The sequence below is a fragment of the Camelimonas fluminis genome, assembly GCF_014656355.1.
Classification (GTDB): Bacteria; Pseudomonadota; Alphaproteobacteria; order Rhizobiales; family Beijerinckiaceae; genus Camelimonas; species Camelimonas fluminis.
On sequence record NZ_BNCG01000012.1, the window covers coordinates 81,892 to 101,084 of the forward strand.

A 19,193-nucleotide genomic window follows, 5' to 3' on the forward strand; every position below is an offset into this window, starting at 1 on the left:
ACGGCGCGATCCTGCCGGCAACGGCGTGGCGCGCCGGTCTCTCCCCGAATTCACGCGGCGCATATACATGCCGCATACGATTGCCGCGATCGTGGCCGAGATGGCCGAAGAGGGGCACGAACCTTCCCTGGTTCTTGAAGGGACAGGCGTTGCGCCCGAACAACTTGGTTGCCACACCACAAAAGTCTCGTACCGTGATCTCGATCGCGTCATCCGCAATACGATCGCGTTGTCAAACAATGCTGCGATAGCCCTGCAGGCCGGGCTGCGCATGCACATTACCGCCTATGGCATGTATGGCTATGCATTGCTGAGCAGCGCGACCCGCGCCGAAGCACGGGCGTTCGCCGCCAAATATATCCGGGCCGTTGGACCGTGCTGTGATTTCACCGTCGCCTCGGACGACGTGAGCGCCACCATCACGTTTGATCCCATTTATTGGCCAGACCCGACGGACCGGGCCCACCAGTTCGCGATTGAGTTCGCTCTGGCCGCCCATTTGACGGCGACCAGGGATTGGGCTGGCTCCCACTTCGCATTCAGCCGGGTCCGGCTGGACTACGCCGCGCCGTCCCATGCCCCAACCTATGCGACCATATTTGAATGTGATGTTGTTTTCAGGCAGCGGAATTGTGGCTTTGAGCGCCCGAAGGAAGATGGCCGCGTCAGGCTTGCCGATCCGCGCAGCCATGCGATAGCGCGTGAGATGTGCGAACAATTGCTGGAAGAGGTTAACCGGACCGGAGGCGTGACTGCAGAGATCCGTCGAATCCTTGTGGAACAGCCGGGACGCTATACAAACATCCAGACCATGGCGGAGCGGCTGCAAATGCATCCGCGCGCATTGCGCCGGAAACTTGAGATGGAGGGCGCTTCTTATCGCGATGTGCTGGCTGAGGTCAGAACACGCCTGGCCATGGAATATTTGCGCAAGACGCATATGACGATCGAGGAGATCGCAGGCCTCGTCGGCTACAGTGACGCCGCCAATTTCCGTCATGCCTTCATCCGGTGGACCGGCAAGAGCCCATCCAGTTTCCGCAAGGCGACGCGCCTGGAATGATGCGCCGGACAAACACCGGCCAAACCGGGCGAGCCCTCGATCATCCACGACAATCCGTCGTGCTGTGGGTCTGTCGCACGACCGCGTCCATGACGCCTGGCGTTCAGGCTGTCAAAGCGGCGGCGTCATCAATTCTTCATGACGCCCGGAGATGACGCCCCGGAGATGACGCCCGGAGGCGCCCCGCACTGAAGCGTCCAACCTCCGCGCCGCGGCCATCCGCAGGCAGGGTCGCCGTCTTGTTCTGGGAATGACTTCCCATGCTTTCCTTAAGGGAAAATCTTCATAAATGAGAGCCGAATTCGCTCGGCAAAGCATTTCAGGGGCAGCACTGATCATCGAATGGCGTCAGAAACGTGAAATATGCCCCCCCTTGCAACCATCATGTGATCCACGACATCGGCGCCCGCATGCCGCACAGGCCATGTCGCCGGGGCAATTTACCCCAAAAATAGCTGCCTGACATGGCCAATCGCACCTTTCCCGACTTCCAAACCCTCGATAGCGTTTTGGGTTCGGAACATTGGCAACAGGCGGGACAAGCTGTCGCGACATTCAGGAAAGTGTTCAGGATGAGCGTCAACACCAATCAGATTAACCCGCCCTCAAAGCTCCTCCTGGCGCTTGAAGCCCGCGGCATCTGGGAATTGCAGGCATTCTTCGCGCTCTATCCCCTGCTCCGTCGCGCGCCGCGCGGAGACGGCAGTCCTGTGCTGGTGTTGCCGGGCCTTTCCGCCAGCGACGTATCCACCAGGCCCTTGCGTACGTATCTGAAGGCTCAGGGTTACGCTGCTCATGGCTGGAAGCTCGGCCAGAATCGTGGCCCGCGCCCTGGCGTTGAGGATGCGATGGAGGCAAGGCTTTCTGAGCTGTCCCAACGTTACCAGCGCAAGGTCAGCCTGATTGGCTGGAGCCTTGGCGGGATTTTCGCCCGTGAACTGGCGCGGCGCCTGCCATCGGCGGTCCGTCAGGTCATCACGCTTGGCAGCCCGTTCGCCAGCGAGCCAAAAGCGAGCAACGCCTGGCGGGTCTATGAGTTCCTCAGCGATCGCAAGGTTGAGGACTGGCCAGACCGGGAGGGCATGAAGTTGCCCCCGCCAGCGCCAAGCACCGCGATCTACTCGCGTACGGACGGCGTCGTCGCCTGGCAGGGCTGCCGCGAACAGGCCTCCAGCACCACGCAGAATATCGAGGTGGAGGGAAGTCATTGCGGTCTCGGCCACAATCCGGCGGTGCTCTACGCCATCGCGGATCGCCTTGCCCAGAAGGAAGGGGAATGGCGCCCATTCGACCGTAGCGGCGTTCGGGGCCTGGTGTACCCCGACCCCGATCGTAGGGAAGATAATTGCGCCAGCTTTTTCCGCAGCAGATCTTTCGCGTCCTGAACATGACGTGAAGGGCCATACGGCGCCATGCCTGGCAACGCTACGAAGGTCTGGCCGCATGGCGACGTCTCACGACAGAAGAAACGACAAAGGGGTCCCTCATGGCAGCAGATAACGACAAGCAGGCGGAGCGCGTGGCGGGCGCGATACCCGGACTGGATGACTTCAAAAAACTGGTTGAACGCTACCGGTTGCCAAACGTCGACGTCACGGCGTTGCTCGAATGGCATCGCAAGGACATGGAAGCCCTCGTTGAAGCAAATCAGAAAGCCAACGAAGGCATCCGCGCGTTGATCGAACGTCGCCAGGAAATCCTGTCGGAGACCTTTGCCGAGTGGCAGGGCGCCGTCAAAACCTTCAACGCCACCGACCCATTGTCCAAGCGGACGGATATGGCCCGCCGCAGCGTTGAAAAGGCCGTCGCCAATTTTCGTGAACTGACGCAACTGGAGGTGCAGGCGCACGCCAATGCATGGAAAGTTGTGCAGGAGCGGATGCGGGAGAACATGAGCAACCTCCAGAACCTGCTCAAGGCCCAAAAGACGGAACAGACAGAAAAGACAGAAAAGTAAGTCGCTGTCGTCCTGGAGGCGTCTCCGAGATTCTGATGCTGGCCGGTGCGCCAGTCACGGGCGAACAGGAAACAGGGATTCCGGACAGGATGTGCAGCAAAACAGGTGACGCGGCTTACAAGAGCCGCGTCATGTTGGGGGCGCCATGCGGGTTTTGACGGGCCAGCTCCAGCCTCAGAAAAATTATGCAAGCGACTTATACTCTGGCCGGGCGCCAGAAGTCATTGCGTGCTCTTGAGAGGCTTCTGAAGGTCAAGCGAAGCGACAGGCCCAACGTACGGATATTTTCCCGGGGGCTGGTTCAGATTTGTCATCGCCTGACCCATGGGAGCGCCCCGCATTCAGACGGTGGATTTGCGGCGCTCCAATACTCATGCAGTTGACCACCACCCCGGCCATGAACTTCGCGGTGGAGAGCAGCGCCCGGCGAATATACCCTGAAAAGATACGGGAGATTATTCCCAAAGAATCAGTCCCCCGATGCAAATCCAGGACATTGGCAAGCAAACGTGTATTGCTCGTCGCCCGAACTTGTGCAGACTAAAGTGTCTGGGCGAGGCTGATGTCGCCGCAGGTTGATTGCCACCAGATACAAATAACAAAACCGAAGCTCCGGGGAACCAGACGTATCGCTTTAGACCGCGACGCTCCGCCTTCTGTGATTGGCGGACGCTCGCGACGTCATCCCGAAAGAGTACATAAAAACTGAAGTAATGTGACATTGGAGGAGGCGACAATGGACCATCTCAGCGGCGTCGACGCGTCATTCCTGCATTTTGAAACACCTGAGACCCCGATGCACGTGGGCAGTCTCATGTTGCTTGATCTCCCAAAGGGCTATACAGGCGACTACTACGATGACGTCAGGGGAATGCTTGCCAAAAGACTCCATCTGGCGTCGGTGCTGACGCGCAAGCTGGCGCCCATGCCATTCGAACTGGCTGAGCCCGCCTGGATCGAAGATGATGACATCGATCTGGACTACCATGTCCGGGCTGTGACGCTCCGCCGTCCTGGCTCCATGGCGCAACTTGAACAACTGGTTGCGCGCCTTCATTCCACCTTGCTCGATCGCAGCCGCCCCCTATGGGAAATGTACGTGATCGACGGGCTCGAGAGCGGCCAGATGGCCTTCTACACCAAGGCCCATCACAGCGGCGTCGACGGCAAGGCAGGCGTGGAGCTTGCAAAGGTTCTCTATGACACCACGCCGGAAATGCGCGAGGTGCGTCCACCACGTCGCCGGCGCTCCAGCGGCCAGTATCAGCTCGGCGTCACGGAGTTGTTGCAGGCGGCAGCCAAAAACACCGCGCAGCAGTATCTCAAGATCGCCGAGACCATGCCAAGCGCGATGAAAGCGTTCAGCGCCGCGGCAAACATCGTCGCCAGCCAGCGGGTAAAAGCTGGCGAACGCCCTCTGAACCTTGGCCTTGCGCCGGTGACGATCTTCAATGAATCAATCACCAACCAGCGTTCATACACCACGCTGTCCGTTCCGCTTGCTGACATAAAGGCGCTCGGCAAACGGGTCGGGGGCACCGTGAATACGATCGTGATGGCGATGTGCAGCATCGCCCTGCATCGCTTTCTCAAGGAGCGCGACCTGCTGCCCAACGAGACGCTGATTGCAATGGTTCCCGTCAGCCTGCGCGCCGAAGGCGACAGCTCGATGAACAATCAGGTTTCCGCGGTGCGCGTTGATCTGGCAACCGACATCGCCGATCTGCCTGATCGGTTCAAGGCGATTCATGCCTCATCGGAAGCGGCCAAGGCCGTGGTCCGGGAACTCAAGCCTGTGCTGGGAATGAATATTCCAATCACCGGCGCTCCCTGGTTGATGACCGGGCTGGCGTCCCTGATCGGTCGCTCCAATCTCTTCGGCCGGCTTCCCTCGGCCGGTAACGTCATGATCTCGAATGTGCCTGGTCCGGCAACGCCGCTCTACCTGGCTGGCGCCCTCATGCGCCACTATTTCCCTGTGTCGATTCCCTATCATGGCAGCGCGCTGAACATCACCGTGCAGAGCTATGCCGGAAAGCTGGAATTTGGACTGACGTGCTGCCGGCGCGTCCTGTCCCAGGAGGAATCCTACGAGATGATCGGACGCCTGAAGGAAGCGCTGCACGAAATCGAGGCGCTGCCTCCCGTTGCTGGCGCCCCCCCGGTTTCGCCAGCGACGCCAGAGAGTCAAAACGCCGACAAACCAGCCCCCGCCGCCAGGGCGACGTCCACGGCCCGGGCCGCGACGCCAAAGCCGGCATAACCGCCGGTTGGGGAATTCAGCGACAGCGATCCGGCGGAGGTTTTTGCGCCCTGCGACGAAACCGGCGCCGCCAGCATCCATTGATGCTGGCGGGATTGGCGACGCGGCGGGACGAAGCCAGCCCCGCCGGATCGGACTGTCCAACATTTCCAGACAGGCTCAAATCTCAAAACCCGGCGCCGCCAGGCGCCTTGCGGAGCACCGGCGCGTCAGCATCCCGGTGATCCGGTTTGAGAACGCCGCATCCGGACGGCTGGCTCGCGGAAACTGAAATGCATCCGGCCCGGCCCCTGACACCGGACGCATCCTCGGAGGAAACCGGCTCCGGGCAATACTGGCGAGTTCAGGCTCCAGGCCCGCGTCACGCGGATGGTTCAGCAGGCGCCGACCGGATCAGCGGGCGGCCGGCGCTGTCGGGACCATCCCCCTCAAAGATTGACGATCGCCTTGACGCCCAGCACCAGCACGTCTTTTGCGTTGGTAATGCCGCCAGGATGCCGGATGAACTGGATATTGGGGCGGATATCGAGGCCGCTGTGTAAATTGAGATTATAATAGGCCTCGATTGCATACTCGGCTTCAGGCCGTTGCAGGAACCCCCTGGCGTTAAAGTTCGCCAGAGCCTGGTTTTCCGCATAGCGCCCGTTCACCTGGGTGCGCCCGATCGCAATCGCCATCACGTCGCGCGGCCGGCTGTCGAGCCATCCCGTATAAAACAGACCGAATGCGATCTGGTTATCCGTCTGCGAGGTGCGGCGGTCGGTTTGGGTTATATTGAGAAACGCGCTCAATCCCCGCACAGGATCAGCGACGTCAGGCCGGGTAAGCTGCTGCTGGAACTGGAAGCTGACGCCATAGCGGCCCTGCTCGCGGCGTGGATCGCCGCCATAAACGGCGAGCGGCAGGCCCTGGCGGTTTCGCAACACGTCATTGGCGTGCGACGTGTCATACCAGAGCGTTGCGGTGTACTTGCCGGGAAGGCCCCCGACGGTTGGCGTCCAGCCGAATTCCACCGGCAGCAGGGCGCCGCTTGTTTGTTCCCAACCAAGGTAGAAACCACGGTCCGGGTCGCTGTTGCGCGGCGAGACCTGATAGGCGCCGGCCTGAACATAGACCTGGCCGGACTTGACCTTGAGTCGGGCGCCCCACTGGCTCAGCGGCCAGTTGAACCAGTAATTTCCGGCAAGGTTGCCCGGCGTGGAGCCACAGAAAGTCAGATTCTGGAAATTGCATGAAAAGGCCGCGAAATCCTCGCCCAGGGTCACCCGACCGAATTTCAGGGCGACGGCGCCGTCGAACGCCTTCTGTTCGTACCAGAACTGCGTCAACCGCCAGATGTTTCCGCGACCATAGACTTCCTGAACCTGCTGCAGCGTGTTGAGCCCGGCGTCATCGGAAAGATTACGGCCATTCCGGTTCGTCAGGGTGATCTGCATGGTCGCGCCGCTCACACCAAACAGCTTTTGCAGATCAAGCGTCGACCCCAGAACAAGTTGGCCTGCGGCGCGGACATAATTGTGCTGGCCGCCGCTGGCGTTTCCGGCGGCCTCTTCAGTATAGCCAATCTGGAACTCGATGCCCCTGTTGGCGAGCTCCGTGCGCCAGCCGCCCCAATCGCCCGTGAGTTGCGGCGGGGGATCTTCCGCCCGCGCCGGCAGGGTCGCCGCGATCGCCAGGGATGCGGATACAGAAACCATGTAGGCCGTTCGCTGAAAAAACCGTGCAGGCATATCGTCTCGTCTCACGCGGCCTGCAGCTGGTCGCGCCCGGAGCGGGCGGCGATATGCCGGCCAAGCCGGTGCGACAGCGCCATGATTGTCAGGGTAAGGTGCTTGTCAGGCAGCGTCGGAATGACGCCGCCGTCGCAGATATAAAGATTGTCGATGTCGTGGCTGCGCAGGTCGGCGTTGATGACGCCTTGCGCCGGGTCAGCCGACAGCGGCGTCGTGCCGGCGTAGTGAATGCCCGTGCCGCTGTTGTCGGACGTCTCATAGATTGAGGTGGCGGAGGCCTTGCGCAGCACGCGCCGGCCCCAGACGGCCATCGCCTGCATCATGTCCCGGGTGCGCGCGGAAACGGTGAAATCAATCTCCACCTGCGGCACGCCAAAACGATCCAGCTGGCGCCCTGGCCGCACGCGGTTGGCCGGGTTGGGATCCCCGGCGCAGAACAGCCCCAGCGTCACGTAGCTGTGGAACATCAGACGGGCCAGCTCGCGCTTGACCGGCGCCGGAAACGGCGCAAGCCCGCCGAGATAATGCGGCGCATCGGGAATGCCGTGGATGGCGTGACCAATAAACGGGAATGCCTCGCCGTCCGGCAGGCCGGTCCGGGCCATCAGGATCAGCAAATCGCCGTAACCGATGTCGTAGTTGCGACGCTTGCCCCACAGCTTCCACAGGGAGGTCGACAGCACCGCCTTGGGATTGTCCTGCAGCCGCAGGCCAAGCTGGCCGCTGCGATTGGCCAGGCCGGCGGGGTCTCTTTCATCGGCTGAATTGAACAGGATGCGCGGCGTCTCGATGGCGCCCGCCGCCAGCACGACGAGGCCCGCGCGCAGGCGACGTGTCTCGCCGGTGCGCGTATCGATATATTCGACGGCTTCGACGCGCCGCTCGTCCCCGTCGCGCAGCAAGCGCACCACCTTGGCGTGGGTCCGCAGTTCATAATTGGGCAGGTTGGCGATCTCCGGCAGCAGGCGGGCCGAAAACTTGTAGACCGAGCCAACCGGACAGCCGGACGTGCAGATCCCGGTGGAAATGCAGCTCGTCTCCATGCCGGCGCGCGTATTGATCGCCTTGCGATTGGGGATGGCGTACGCATCCTGCTCGCCAAGCCGCCTGACGGCGTCAACGATCATCCGGTCGCTTGGTCGCAGCGGCTTCGGCGGGATGTAATCACCGTCGGGAAGCTCCGGAATGTTTTCGGCGGTGCCGCAAACGGTGATGCGACGCTCCACGGCGGCGTAGTGCCCGGCCAGCTCATCATAGCCAAACGGCCAACCCGCGAGATCTCCGGGTGAGAAGCGGACGCTCACGCCGTTCCACAGCGACTGCAGTCCATCGACGGCATGAATCTGGTACTGCCGGAACCCGCCGGGTCGCTGGACCGCCGAACCCGTATCGGCGCCGGCGAACAGTTCGTGCACGAACAGGCTGTCGTGCGGATCGCTGGGCCAGACAGTGCCGGCGCGGACGCCAAAATCGGTGGCGGCGCCAGGGCGATCGGTCGTACGGAAATGGTCGGCCGGGAGACGTCCGCCCTGCTCAAGCGAGACGACATTCAAACCGGCCTTCGCCAGCTCGTACGCCAGAACGCCGCCGCCGGCGCCGGTGCCCACCACGCATACGTCGCAAAATTCAGCATCAGCCACGGATTTGCCCCATCGGCCATTCGCCCACGGACGAAAGAAAGGCGGGAGATGCGAAGGCGACAAATTCAAGGAACGCCCGCACCGCGCGCTCGTCGGCTCCTGGCCGCCGCAACCATCCGCCCGGCCGGAAACCGGGTTGCGACGCCAGCGTCGCGAGCGCCGCCTGGATCTGGTTGTTGTGCAAGGCCACGCGCTCCACGTCGGCGGCGATCGGCTCCAGCATGGCGCGGTATGGGCTCTTCGCGATGAACTGTTCCAGCAGGGCGGCGGGTTTCGTCGTCGCTCCAGACGATGAATGCGGGATGCTGGCGACGCTCATTGCAGACCTCCCGCCCGGTTATGAGCCGCCACACGGGAAGCGGCGGCGGCGCCCAGGGCGCCGGAGCGCCCGCCCAGCTCACGGAATGGCCGGCCGGAGCGCAGATGTTCTTCGATCTTTTCCAGCGAGATGCCGCTTGTTTCCGGAACGAGACGCCAGGTGAAGACAAGGCCAATCAGGCAAAACAGCGCGTAGAAGCCAAAGACCCACGCCAGTCCGAATGACGTTACGAATACCGGGAAGCTGAAGACGACAATGAAGTTCATGCCCCAGTTGGCGACAGAGGCGATGCTCATGCCCTGGGCTCGCGCCTTGAGAGGGAAGATCTCCGACATCATCACCCACGGCAGTGGGCCAATGCTCGCGGCGAAGGCGCCGACATACACCGTCAGGCCGATGATCGCGATCATGTCGAGGGCGCGGGCTTCAGTCGCGGCGCCAACCGCGATCATGCCAAGGCCCAGGGCCGTTCCGGCGAAACCCCAGTAGAGCAGTTTGCGCCGGCCGATGCGGTCGATGAACGCCATCCCGACGAAGGTCATCAGCACATTGACGATGCCGATGCCCATGGTGGCGAGCAACTGGATGGAGTGGGCGTCAAACCCCGCCTCGCGGAACACCGTCGGCGCGTAATAGATCACGGCGTTGATGCCGCTGAGCTGCTGCAGCAAAAACAGGCCGACGCCAACGACCAGGGCAGGTCGCACGACTGGCGTGACAAGGTCTCCCCAGCTGCCCGTGGAGCCTTTTTCCAGCGCAGCGGCGCTGCGGATCGCCTGCAACTCATTGTCCACGCGCGGATCGTTCACGGTCCAGCCGCGCACCCGGGCGATGGCGGCGCGGGCCTCATCGACCTTGCCCTGGGTTGTCAGCCAGCGCGGCGTGTCCGACATCAGCGCGATGCCAAGCGCCAGCGCCACGCCCGGCAACGCCCCGATCGCGAACATGATGCGCCACGAGTCAGAGAACGCGTAACCGACCAGATAGGCGCCCAGAATGCCAAGGGTGATGGCGAGCTGGTAGATGGAGACCAGCATGCCGCGCTTCTCGGCCGGAGCATTCTCCGAAATGTAAAGCGGCGCGACAATCGCCGCCAAACCGACGGCGAAGCCGAGCGCCAGCCTCGCGACGCCCAGGGTGGCGTTGCCCAGCGCCCCGCCGGCGGCGAGCGCCCCCAGCACAAACAGCAGGCCGGCCAGCAGCAGGGTGCGCCGGCGGCCCAGCGCATCGGCCATCCACCCTGCGACGAGAGAGCCGAACAACGCGCCGAACGGCACCGCCGACGTTACGAGCCCCTCAAGGAACGGGGTCATGCCAAACTGGCCGCGCAACATGCCGAGCGCGCCGGCGATCACGCCTTCATCGAAGCCGAACAGGAACCCCGCCATGCCGGCAATTGCTGCGACCAGGTAAATCATCGCATTCCCCCCGCCCGGCGACCCGTGACCGCCAGCCTTGTCCAAGTTCTTTTTTCCCCGGCGCGCCGGGACATACGGCCCCGGATCAGGCGAGAACGACTCGCGCCACCTTGCGGAACGCGGTGATGATGTCGTTGACGTCGGCGTCGTTCAGGTTGGAGGCGATCGCCAGCAGTGCGCCGCGCGCGTGCAGGTCGTCGCATCCCGGCAGGGCGCCGTGGCCATAGTCGTACGCTTCAGCAAAGGCGTTCGCGGGATGGGTCCACGGCATCCCGTCCCGGCTGTTGGAGCGCTTGTGCACCAGGCTGGGAATGTTCGAGTACCAGTGCAGCCCCCACTCACGCATGGTGATGCAGGTGAGGCTGCCCGGCTGGCCGACGATGCCTTCAGCGCGCACGGCCTCGACAAAGCGCGTGCAGACGGCGGAATCCCGGAACAGCGTGATCAGGAAGGGACCACTGTCACCGGCGGGATCGATGATATTGCGGAAGTCCAGGCCAGGAATATCGGCCAGCGCCTCGCGGATGCGCCACTTCGCCGACTTCATGGCCCCGGTGATCCGCGGCAGCTTGCGCATCTGCGCCAGCGCCATGGCGCCGGCCAGCTCTGACATGCGGGCACCAATGCCCCAGAGCTGGCAGGTCTCGTCCGACGTATCCAGGCGACCGGCGACGTTGCGGGCGTATCCCAGATCGTGCAGCGCGATGATGCGCCGGAACAGCGCGTCATCCTCACAGACGATCATGCCGCCGTCGCCAGAGGTCATGTTCTTGTTGAGCTGAAAACTGAAAATGCCGATGTCGCCGAAACGCCCGACCGGCCGACCGTGCTGTCCGGCCCCGGCGGTCTGGGCGCAGTCCTCGATCAGGGCGACGCCGCGCTCCCGGCAAATCCGGGCGATGTCCTCAATGCGTCCCGGAGCGCCGCTCATGTGAACGCACAGGACCGCCCGGCTGCGCGGACCAATCTTCCGCGCAAGATCTTCCGGGTCCATGCAGAAGGTGTCGTCGATATCAACAAGGCGGGGAATGGCGCCGGCCCGCACCACCGCCGACACGCAGCTGACCCACAGATAGCCGGGGATGAGAACTTCGTCGCCGGGCCCAACCTCGAGCGCCGACATGGCGATGCTCAGGGCCGCGGTGCCAGACGAAACGGCGACCGCGTGGCGATGACCAAAGGTTTCACACCATTCGCGCTCGAACGTCTCGACCATATGCTGCGGATCCGGGCCGTAGAACCGGAACGGACTGCGCGCCCGCACGACGCGATCGACGAGCTCCCGCTCTTCTTCGCCAATCCAGTTCGCGCCCGGCAACTCCCATGGCAACGGCGTCGTTCGCACCGGCGCGCCGCCTTCGACCGCGAGCCGATTGGCGTATTCGCCCGCGGACTTCGACCCAACGGATGCCATCATGTTCCCCCAAACCCATCAGGATCCGGCGACTTTCAGCCAGGGTCGCTGCAAGCCGGTTCTACCCGCCGCCTGCACGAATTCCCCAGCGACATGCGCCAGTTACAACTGGTGTAAACAGCTCTCCTTCAGCTTCCTATCCTCTAATTAGAGGATGCCAGATCACGCCCGGATATCTGGCCTGCGCCAGCCTGTTCCTGTAAAAAATCCTCAACAACTCAGGAAAAGCGGCCGCTGTCACATGATTTCTGCTGATAGTGCAACAACATCCCCTGTTCGCGTCGCCAGTCTTGTTACAAGTTTTGGCGTATTGTTCGGTTTCAGCACGGCCAGCATCGCCGGCGTTCTGGAGACGATCACGCGGGATCTCGCCATCGGAAGCCTTGCGACCGGCGCCCTGGTGGCTTCGCTGGTGGCCGGGTGTTGCCTGGGCTCGATCGCCGCCGGCTTCCTGTCTGGCAGGATCGGGCGACGCCGGACGCTTCTGGCGGCCATCGCTGTGGCGGCGCCTGGTTTTTTCATCATGTTCGCGAGCCCCGGGTTCACCTGGCTGGCCCTGGCGCGCCTGCTGGTCGGACTTGGCGTCGGCCTTTCTTCGATGGTGGCGCCGATGTATGCGGCCGAAGCGACGCGGGCGCGCTATCGCGGCGCCGTCGTCGCCATCTTCCAGCTCGCCATCACTGCCGGGATCATGCTTGCCTATGGCGTCGCGCTGGCTTTTGCCGATGCGCGCTGGGCCACCATTCTGGGCAGCGGCGCACTGGTGCTGGGACTTTGCCTGGCGGCGACAATGCTGGTTCCGGAAAGCCCACGCTGGCTGTTGTCGAAGGGCGAAACCCAAGCCGCGCAACACGCGGCGCACCGCCTTGGCCTGACAGATGAAATGACATGGAGCGTGGATTATCCCCCCGCGCGGGCGCAAAATGGCGGCTGGGGCGTCCTTGCCGCCGGCAGCACCCTGACCGTGCTGCTGCTTTGCAGCCTGCTGTTTATCCTGCAAAACCTGAGCGGCATCGACGGGATACTTTACTACGCGCCCTCCATCTTCGGAAAACTCGGGTTCAACGCCGGCGTCGCCGCCCTCGCCGCGACCTTTGGTCTTGGCATCGCCAATTTCATCGCAACGGTCATCGCCCTGCGGCTGGTTGACGGCGCGGGCCGGCGCCCGCTTCTGGTCTGGGGATCGGCGGCGATGGTCGCGGGGCTTGGCCTCACGGTGGCCGCGGCGTTGCTTGATCAGCCATGGGTTGGTCTTGCGGGACTGACCCTCTACATCGTTGCATTTGCGCTGAGCCTTGGCCCCCTTCCCTATGTACTGATGTCGGAACTGTTTCCGGCGGCCATTCGCGAACAGGGCGTGGCTGTCGCGACCACGATCAGCTGGCTGTTCAATGGCGCAATCGCCCTTGGTTTTCCCGGTCTCGTGGAGGCCGTGGGATTGACGGTAGCCATGAGTCTGTTTCTTGGAGTTTGCGTGGCGTCGTTTGTCGTCGCCGTGCTTTTTGTCCCCGAAACCAGAGGCGCCACCCTTGAGGAAATCGAGGAGCGCGTGCTGGCCGGAGAGCCTGTCCGTCTGGTTGGCGGAGCGCCTTCATGAAACTGCCGGTCACGACAGGCTGCGCCGCGCCCTTCGTCGGCAGCCAGGCCGCGCGCAGAAGAATGGGCCAGCAACGTGACCTTTCGATACGCCTCCCGGCCGCAGCCAATACCCTGAAGAGGGGATACCGATCGCAGAGGAAAACTGGCTCCATCAGCCTGCCTCTTCTGCACCCATCGTCATCGCGGAAGGCGGATGCATGGGGAGGCGGCGATGTTGGCCAGTCATCTTGACGCCATTCACACCCTTTGGGATGAGCTGTCGGATTTCGACGCCAACCAGTCAAACGCTGCGTCCGATCATCTGATGGCGGCGCTGTCCGGCCTTGCAAACATCAGCAACATCACCTGGGCTGGAGCTGTCCGCCTGCCGAGCGGCGAGCGGATCCGGAATGACGACGTCATGCGACGCTGGCGTGTCGCGGCGACGCGATCAATGCACCCCTATATCCCCCCGCCTCACAGGATTTACGACAAGCCCGAGACGGACGTCTCGATGGACATACCCTTGCGAGATCTTGGGCGCTTCAGACATTACACCTTCCGCCAGGAATTGCCGGCGGGCTGGTTCTCGAGTCCGTTCTTTCAGCTCCACTACGGCGCCCATGGCATTCAGGACGCCACGTTTGTCGCCTTCCCGGTCAACCAGGACTGTGAATCGCATTTCGGTTTCTGGTCAGACCAGCCCATGAACGGCGAGGACATAGCCCTTGTCGCGTACGCGCTGCGGGGCATCAAATGGTTTCATCGCCGCCTGATGCTGAGTCATGGATTGCTGCTGGCTTCTGCACCGCTGACGCCGACCGAGCAGAAAGTCCTGCAACTCCTGCTCACCGCGGCCACGGAAAAATGGATCGCGCACCAGTGCGGCATGGCGGTGTCCACCACGCATCAGCACATCAGCGCCATCTACCGGAAGTTTGGGGTGCGAAGCCGGGCCGGATTGATGAGCCTGTGGCTCAACCGGCGGAATGGCGATTGAGCGCCGCCGATGTCGCAGCCTGGGGACAGATCGCTGGACATTGAACCCCAGCATTGACCTGCGGGCCCGGCCGCTGTTGCTGTATTGGCGGGTTTTCAGAACGATCGGGGCGGCATCCTCCAGATCGTCGTGAGCAAGGTCGACCTGGCGCGCCCCGCTGCGCATGGATCGCGTGTCCCCGCTCACCCTGAAAGGCGCGTCAGGCAAACTCCCAGGGGTTATCCAGATGCCGACTGAAAGCGCGGCGGGCTTTGTCTCTCATCGCCCGGGCCCCGACGCGGCGCGGCGCAATGCGCCGGCGTCCCCCGGCAACATCGGCGCCATGCTGCTCCTCGCGGTCATCCGGGGCTTTTCGATTCCGATGACCAAGTTCGGCCTGATGACCGCGCCTCCGCTGACGATGACGGCGCCAAGGTTCGCGATTGCCGCGCCGGTGCTTTTTCTGTTGATCGCGCGTCAGCCCCGACTGCCAGGCCGGGCTTTCGACAAGCCCCCTGCGCGTCTGGGGCCGCTGAACTCCGGCCTGTCGACGCATTTTTCTGGCGACCCGCCACGCCGGGCTGAGCTGGCGCGGCAGGTTTCGCGCCAGTTTACAAGGTTCCCGACAACCGGGCGTGAAAGGCGGAGCTGCGGCTATCCAGGCCGCTGAACGTCACATCCACCCCATGGCCGCGATAGCGGCTGGCGATGGCGTCCAGCGTGGCGACGGTAGAGGCGTCCCATATCTGGGCGCGGCTGAAATCGATGGTCACATCAGCGGGGTCAGCCGCGTAAGCAAAGCGTTCGAACAAATCGTTGCTGCTGCCGAAAAACAGCGGCCCATCGACGGTGTAGAGAACGGCCGAACCATCCGGCGACAGGCTGCGCTCGACGCTGACCACATGGGCGACCCGGCGGGCGAACAGGGCGAAGGCCAGCAGCACGCCGGCGGCGATGCCGAGCGCCAGATTACTGGTGGCGACGGTCACGCCAAGGGTCACCAGCATCACCGCGGTTTCAGAACGGGGCATGCGCCGCAACGTCGCCGGGCTGACGCTGCGCCAGTCGATGGTGGTGACGGCGACGATCATCATCACGGCCGCCAGCGCCACCATGGGGATCCGCGCCATCACGCCGCTTAGCGCCGTGACCAGCAACAACAGGGTCAGCCCCGCCGCCACGGTGGAAATCCGCGTGCGCCCGCCGCCGATCTTCACGTTGACGACGGTCTGGCCGATCATGGCGCAGCCGGCGACGCCGCCCCAGAAGCCGGCGCAGATATTGGCGACGCCAAGCGCCCAGGACTCCCGGCCCTTGTGCGAACGGGTGTCGGTGATCTCGTCCACCAGCTTGGCGGTGAGCAGGGTTTCGAGCAGGCCGACGAAAGCCACCGACAGGGCGCTGGGCCAGACGATGGCCAGGGTTTTCCATTCCAGAGGCGCCAGAAATGGCGTCAGGCCCGGCAGACCGGGGCTCATGTCGCCCTCGCCGCCCACGTTCGGCACGACGACGCCGCCAAACACCACGATGGCGGTGACGACGACAATGGCGACCAGCGGCGCCGGGATCAGGGTGGTGACGCGCGGCGTCAGCAGCACCAGCGCCACGGTGAGCGCGAACAGCGGATACACCGCCCACGGCGCGTCGAGAACGTGCGGAACCTGGGCGGCGAAGATCAGCACGCCCAGAGCGTTGACAAAGCCGAGCATCACCGAGCGCGGGATGAACCGCGCCAGCCGCGCCATGCCGGTGAGGCCAAACACGATCTGGATGCCCCCCGCCAGCAGGATGGTGGGCAGGATGTAGGCGACGCCATGCACCTTGACCATCGGCCCGACCACCAGGGCGATGGAGCCGGCGGCGGCAGTTACCATGGCTGGCCGGCCGCCAAGGGCGGACATGACCAGACAGAGCACGATGGACGACATCAGCGCCGTTTTCGGATCGACGCCGGTGATGAAGGAGAACGAAATGACTTCAGGTACGAGCGCCAGCGCCGTCACCACGCCTGCGAGGGTTTCCCGGGTCAGCAGGGACGGCGCGCGCAACACCGCAACGACGGAGGGAGAGTCCTCATGCCCCTGCTGGGCGGGAGGCGCGACGGAGGGCGCGGTCATGTCGGTCATCTCTTCCAAATTCCCAGGCAGACTCCATTCAACCTGAAACGGAGTTTGCCGGTCGTCGTCATTCGACGGGTTTCCTGAGGCGAGACAGCGTCCGCCCTGTTGGAAAACGCTTCAGATCTGGCGTGTCAGGATGGCGGCCGGATGATGCAGCGAAAGCCGATATGGGTCGTCGCGCTGTCCACAGCCTCACCCTGCCTGGCCGACGGGCGATAGCGCAGGCAGAAGTTCGGAGCGCACAGGTGCGACCCGCCCTTCACCACGCGCTGCTCGATCTGGCTGGTCTGGACCGGCGCGCGGCAGCAGGCTGTCTCGCCAGCATCCGGGGTCGGTCCATAAAGGCTGGAGGTCCATTCCCAGACGTTGCCGGTCACGTCAAGCAGCCCATAGCCGTTGGGTGGAAACGCTCCCACCGGCGAGGTGCCTTCAAAGCCATCTTCCGCAAGGTTTTCCCATGGGAAACGCCCCTGCCAGGTATTGGCCATGATGCGACCGCCTGGCGCGGGGTCATCGCCCCAGGCGTAAACGGCGCCGTCAAGGCCGCCGCGCGCGGCGAACTCCCATTCAGCCTCCGTCGGCAGCGCCTTGCCCGCCCAGGCGGCGTAGGCCAGGGCGTCTTCATAGGCAACATGCACAACCGGATGGTCTGCCAGGCCGTCCACCGATGAACCCGGCCCCTGCGGCGCGCGCCAGCAAGCGCCGGGCGCATAGGACCACCAGGCCAGATTGTTGCGCAGGCTGACGGGCCGCGCGGGCTTGCGGAACACCAGCGAACCGGGAGCCAGCAACGCCGGATCAGCGTCCGGATACATGGCCGGATCGGGCTGGCGCTCCGCCACGGTCATATAGCCGGTCGCCGCGACGAAGCGCGTGTAGTCCGCGTTGGTCACGGGTCCGGCGTCCATCCAGAAGCCGTCGACGACGGCCGGCTTCGCCGGCCGCTCCTCACGGTAGAAACGGTCGGAGCCCATCAGGAAAGCCCCGCCCGGTATCCAGACCATGCCCGCGGGCGCCGGCGCGGCCAAAGCTGTACAGGCCCCCTGGGCGCCGCCGGCCTCCGGCGGGCAGCCAGTCCCGGGCTGCGGGCTGGAGGCGCGCCGGGCGGACGCCCCGCAACAACCTGCGTCGGAAATTGGGCTTCCATCGGCTTGCTGTCCGGTCATCGTGCGCATGGCGCGCCTCCTTGCTCTGCCTGGTTCGCCGGCTTACTCAGCCGCGGCCTGGCGCCTGTACTGGACGGGGACGAAGTCGAGGGCTGCTCCTGGAGGGATGAGCTCCTCCTTCTTCACGCTATCCTCGAAATCGCGGACGATGCGGTGGGCGTGCTGCATCACCCACCAGCGCACGTAACGCTGGTTGACAGGCTCGCGCTCCTTGGGATCTTCCATGAGGTGGGTGATGCGGGCGAAACCGAGGTCCAGCTCGGGATCGTGGAAGTGCTGCTGGCGCTTGAAGTTGATCTTGAAGTCCTTCCACTTCACCGCATGCAGTTCGTCCTTGAGCCAGACAATGCAGGATTCGCGGTTGGATGTTTCCTGCTCGCCGAGGAAGAACGGGGTCTGGTCAACGCCGTCGATCAGACGGTCCTTCGGCGGCTCGCAGCCCGCGAACTTCAGAACGGTGGTGAACATGTCGGTGACATGCACCATTTCGTTGCTTTCGACGCCCGCCGGGACGTGGTCCGGCCAGCGGATCAGCAGCGGCGTGCGAATGCCGCCTTCGGCGGAGCTGAAGTAGGAGCCGTCGAAGAAACCGCCGGTGCCGCGCCCCGCCAGATGGTCCTCGGCGCCGTTGTCGCCGCACATGACCACAATCGTATTGTCGCGCACGCCCAGCTCATCGAGCTTGTCGAGCAGCACGCCGAAGTCGTGGTCGAGCATCAGCAGGCAGTCGCCCCAGTCGCCGTTGCTGCTCTTGCCGACGAATTCGTCGCGCGGGCTCATGGGGAAGTGCATCAGTGAATGGTTGAAGTAGACATAGAACGGCTTGTCTTCTTCAACGGCCTTTTCCATGAACTTCATGGCGCGCTTCTGGTATTCCAGATCGCAATTCTTCTTGGTGTCCATGGTGAGCTGCTCGTCGAGCAGCGGCCAGGCTCCCTCGCCCTTTCGGCCCTCGTGCATGTGCGAATAGCCGTCGCGCTCGGGGTTGTAGTGCGGGTCTTCCAGCCACATGCATTCGTCATAGGTGCGCAGCGGGCCATACCACTCGTCGAAACCGTGGTCCGTCGGGAAGCGGCCGTCCTCGGCGCCAATGTGCCACTTGCCGTAGATGGCTGAGGCGTAGCCGGCCTCAGCCAGAATTTCCGCCACGGTGCGCTCCCAGGTGACGATGCCGCCGCCATTGCCGCCAAGGGCAATGGTGTGATTGCCGGAGCGGATCGGGAAGCGGCCGGTCATCAGGGCCGAGCGGGTCGGGGTGCACTGCGGCTCCACGACGTAATGCGTGAGCTTGACGCCTTCGGTGGCGAACTGGTCCATCCGCTTCGTATCGGCGCCGCGAAGCCGGCCGCCGCCATAGCAGCCAAGCTCGCCCATGCCCAGATTGTCGACATGGAAGAACAGGATATTTGGCTTCCTGGAGGTCATCTTGTTGTTCTCCTCGCGTAAAATTGGCGAATTTGGCCGTGAAGACGCTTCAGCCAGGGACAGGTTGGTTACATCTTCACGCATTGAACCGGCGCATTGCTTTCGCCTGATGCGAACC

14 protein-coding genes are annotated in these 19,193 nt (G+C 63.6%); 6 read left to right on the top strand and 8 right to left on the bottom strand.

Annotation, left to right across the window (positions count from 1 at the left end):
- Positions 1-67: 67 nt before the first annotated feature.
- From IE243_RS13880 to IE243_RS13895, 4 genes are all read left to right on the top strand, one after another.
- A complete protein-coding gene (locus IE243_RS13880; protein ID WP_244643165.1) occupies positions 68-1,063 on the top strand; it encodes an AraC family transcriptional regulator in 996 nt (331 codons plus the stop codon).
- A gap of 572 nt (positions 1,064-1,635) precedes the next feature.
- Positions 1,636-2,448, top strand: a complete 813-nt coding sequence (locus IE243_RS13885; RefSeq protein ID WP_191319992.1) for an alpha/beta fold hydrolase — start codon at positions 1,636-1,638, stop codon at positions 2,446-2,448.
- Between the two features lie 101 nt (positions 2,449-2,549).
- Positions 2,550-3,020 carry a phasin family protein gene (gene phaP, locus IE243_RS13890; RefSeq protein ID WP_191319993.1) on the top strand — a complete coding sequence of 157 codons (471 nt, stop codon included), beginning with the start codon at positions 2,550-2,552 and terminating at the stop codon, positions 3,018-3,020.
- A 736-nt stretch (positions 3,021-3,756) separates the two neighbouring features.
- The gene (locus IE243_RS13895) at positions 3,757-5,283 is read left to right on the top strand and encodes a WS/DGAT/MGAT family O-acyltransferase (RefSeq protein ID WP_191319994.1); all 1,527 of its coding nucleotides are present in this window, start codon (positions 3,757-3,759) and stop codon (positions 5,281-5,283) included.
- A 428-nt stretch (positions 5,284-5,711) separates the two neighbouring features.
- Here IE243_RS13895 and IE243_RS13900 read toward each other — a convergent pair whose 3' ends face one another.
- The 5 genes from IE243_RS13900 to IE243_RS13920 form a co-directional block, all read right to left on the bottom strand.
- Complete coding sequence (locus IE243_RS13900; RefSeq protein WP_191319995.1) at positions 5,712-6,980, bottom strand: carbohydrate porin; 1,269 nt, start codon at positions 6,978-6,980, stop codon at positions 5,712-5,714.
- 44 nt (positions 6,981-7,024) lie between these two features.
- A complete protein-coding gene (locus tag IE243_RS13905) occupies positions 7,025-8,656 on the bottom strand; it encodes a GMC oxidoreductase (protein ID WP_191319996.1) in 1,632 nt (543 codons plus the stop codon).
- Positions 8,649-8,975 carry a hypothetical protein gene (locus IE243_RS13910; protein WP_191319997.1) on the bottom strand — a complete coding sequence of 109 codons (327 nt, stop codon included), beginning with the start codon at positions 8,973-8,975 and terminating at the stop codon, positions 8,649-8,651. Before IE243_RS13910 ends, IE243_RS13905 begins: the two co-directional genes overlap by 8 nt.
- Positions 8,972-10,393 carry a sugar porter family MFS transporter gene (locus tag IE243_RS13915; RefSeq protein WP_191319998.1) on the bottom strand — a complete coding sequence of 474 codons (1,422 nt, stop codon included), beginning with the start codon at positions 10,391-10,393 and terminating at the stop codon, positions 8,972-8,974. Before IE243_RS13915 ends, IE243_RS13910 begins: the two co-directional genes overlap by 4 nt.
- An 85-nt stretch (positions 10,394-10,478) precedes the next feature.
- Positions 10,479-11,810 carry a DegT/DnrJ/EryC1/StrS family aminotransferase gene (locus IE243_RS13920; RefSeq protein WP_244643166.1) on the bottom strand — a complete coding sequence of 444 codons (1,332 nt, stop codon included), beginning with the start codon at positions 11,808-11,810 and terminating at the stop codon, positions 10,479-10,481.
- Between the two features lie 238 nt (positions 11,811-12,048).
- Between IE243_RS13920 and IE243_RS13925 the strand changes: the two genes are divergently transcribed.
- Positions 12,049-13,404: a sugar porter family MFS transporter gene (locus tag IE243_RS13925; RefSeq protein WP_191319999.1), complete on the top strand. Its 1,356-nt coding sequence runs from the start codon at positions 12,049-12,051 to the stop codon at positions 13,402-13,404.
- Between the two features lie 306 nt (positions 13,405-13,710).
- On the top strand, positions 13,711-14,385 hold the full coding sequence (locus IE243_RS13930; protein WP_191320000.1) for a helix-turn-helix domain-containing protein: 675 nt from the start codon (positions 13,711-13,713) through the stop codon (positions 14,383-14,385).
- Positions 14,386-14,975: 590 nt separating this feature from the next.
- On the opposite strand, the gene IE243_RS13935 is transcribed toward IE243_RS13930, so the two are convergent.
- From IE243_RS13935 to IE243_RS13945, 3 genes are all read right to left on the bottom strand, one after another.
- On the bottom strand, positions 14,976-16,490 hold the full coding sequence (locus IE243_RS13935; protein ID WP_210319863.1) for a SulP family inorganic anion transporter: 1,515 nt from the start codon (positions 16,488-16,490) through the stop codon (positions 14,976-14,978).
- A gap of 125 nt (positions 16,491-16,615) precedes the next feature.
- Complete coding sequence (locus tag IE243_RS13940) at positions 16,616-17,488, bottom strand: formylglycine-generating enzyme family protein (protein ID WP_191320001.1); 873 nt, start codon at positions 17,486-17,488, stop codon at positions 16,616-16,618.
- Between the two features lie 204 nt (positions 17,489-17,692).
- Positions 17,693-19,075 carry an arylsulfatase gene (locus IE243_RS13945; RefSeq protein ID WP_191320002.1) on the bottom strand — a complete coding sequence of 461 codons (1,383 nt, stop codon included), beginning with the start codon at positions 19,073-19,075 and terminating at the stop codon, positions 17,693-17,695.
- Positions 19,076-19,193: the final 118 nt, after the last annotated feature.

Bases quoted from the DNA above. Each gene is read 5' to 3' on its own strand.
- IE243_RS13880 (WP_244643165.1), top strand. From the start codon at position 68: ATGCCGCATACGATTGCCGCGATCGTGGCCGAGATGGCCGAAGAGGGG.
- IE243_RS13885 (WP_191319992.1), top strand. From the start codon at position 1,636: ATGAGCGTCAACACCAATCAGATTAACCCGCCCTCAAAGCTCCTCCTG.
- phaP (WP_191319993.1), top strand. From the start codon at position 2,550: ATGGCAGCAGATAACGACAAGCAGGCGGAGCGCGTGGCGGGCGCGATA.
- IE243_RS13895 (WP_191319994.1), top strand. From the start codon at position 3,757: ATGGACCATCTCAGCGGCGTCGACGCGTCATTCCTGCATTTTGAAACA.
- IE243_RS13900 (WP_191319995.1), bottom strand. From the start codon at position 6,980: ATGGTTTCTGTATCCGCATCCCTGGCGATCGCGGCGACCCTGCCGGCG.
- IE243_RS13910 (WP_191319997.1), bottom strand. From the start codon at position 8,975: ATGAGCGTCGCCAGCATCCCGCATTCATCGTCTGGAGCGACGACGAAA.
- IE243_RS13915 (WP_191319998.1), bottom strand. From the start codon at position 10,393: ATGATTTACCTGGTCGCAGCAATTGCCGGCATGGCGGGGTTCCTGTTC.
- IE243_RS13920 (WP_244643166.1), bottom strand. From the start codon at position 11,810: ATGATGGCATCCGTTGGGTCGAAGTCCGCGGGCGAATACGCCAATCGG.
- IE243_RS13925 (WP_191319999.1), top strand. From the start codon at position 12,049: ATGATTTCTGCTGATAGTGCAACAACATCCCCTGTTCGCGTCGCCAGT.
- IE243_RS13930 (WP_191320000.1), top strand. From the start codon at position 13,711: ATGGCGGCGCTGTCCGGCCTTGCAAACATCAGCAACATCACCTGGGCT.
- IE243_RS13935 (WP_210319863.1), bottom strand. From the start codon at position 16,490: ATGACCGACATGACCGCGCCCTCCGTCGCGCCTCCCGCCCAGCAGGGG.
- IE243_RS13940 (WP_191320001.1), bottom strand. From the start codon at position 17,488: ATGGTCTGGATACCGGGCGGGGCTTTCCTGATGGGCTCCGACCGTTTC.
- IE243_RS13945 (WP_191320002.1), bottom strand. From the start codon at position 19,075: ATGACCTCCAGGAAGCCAAATATCCTGTTCTTCCATGTCGACAATCTG.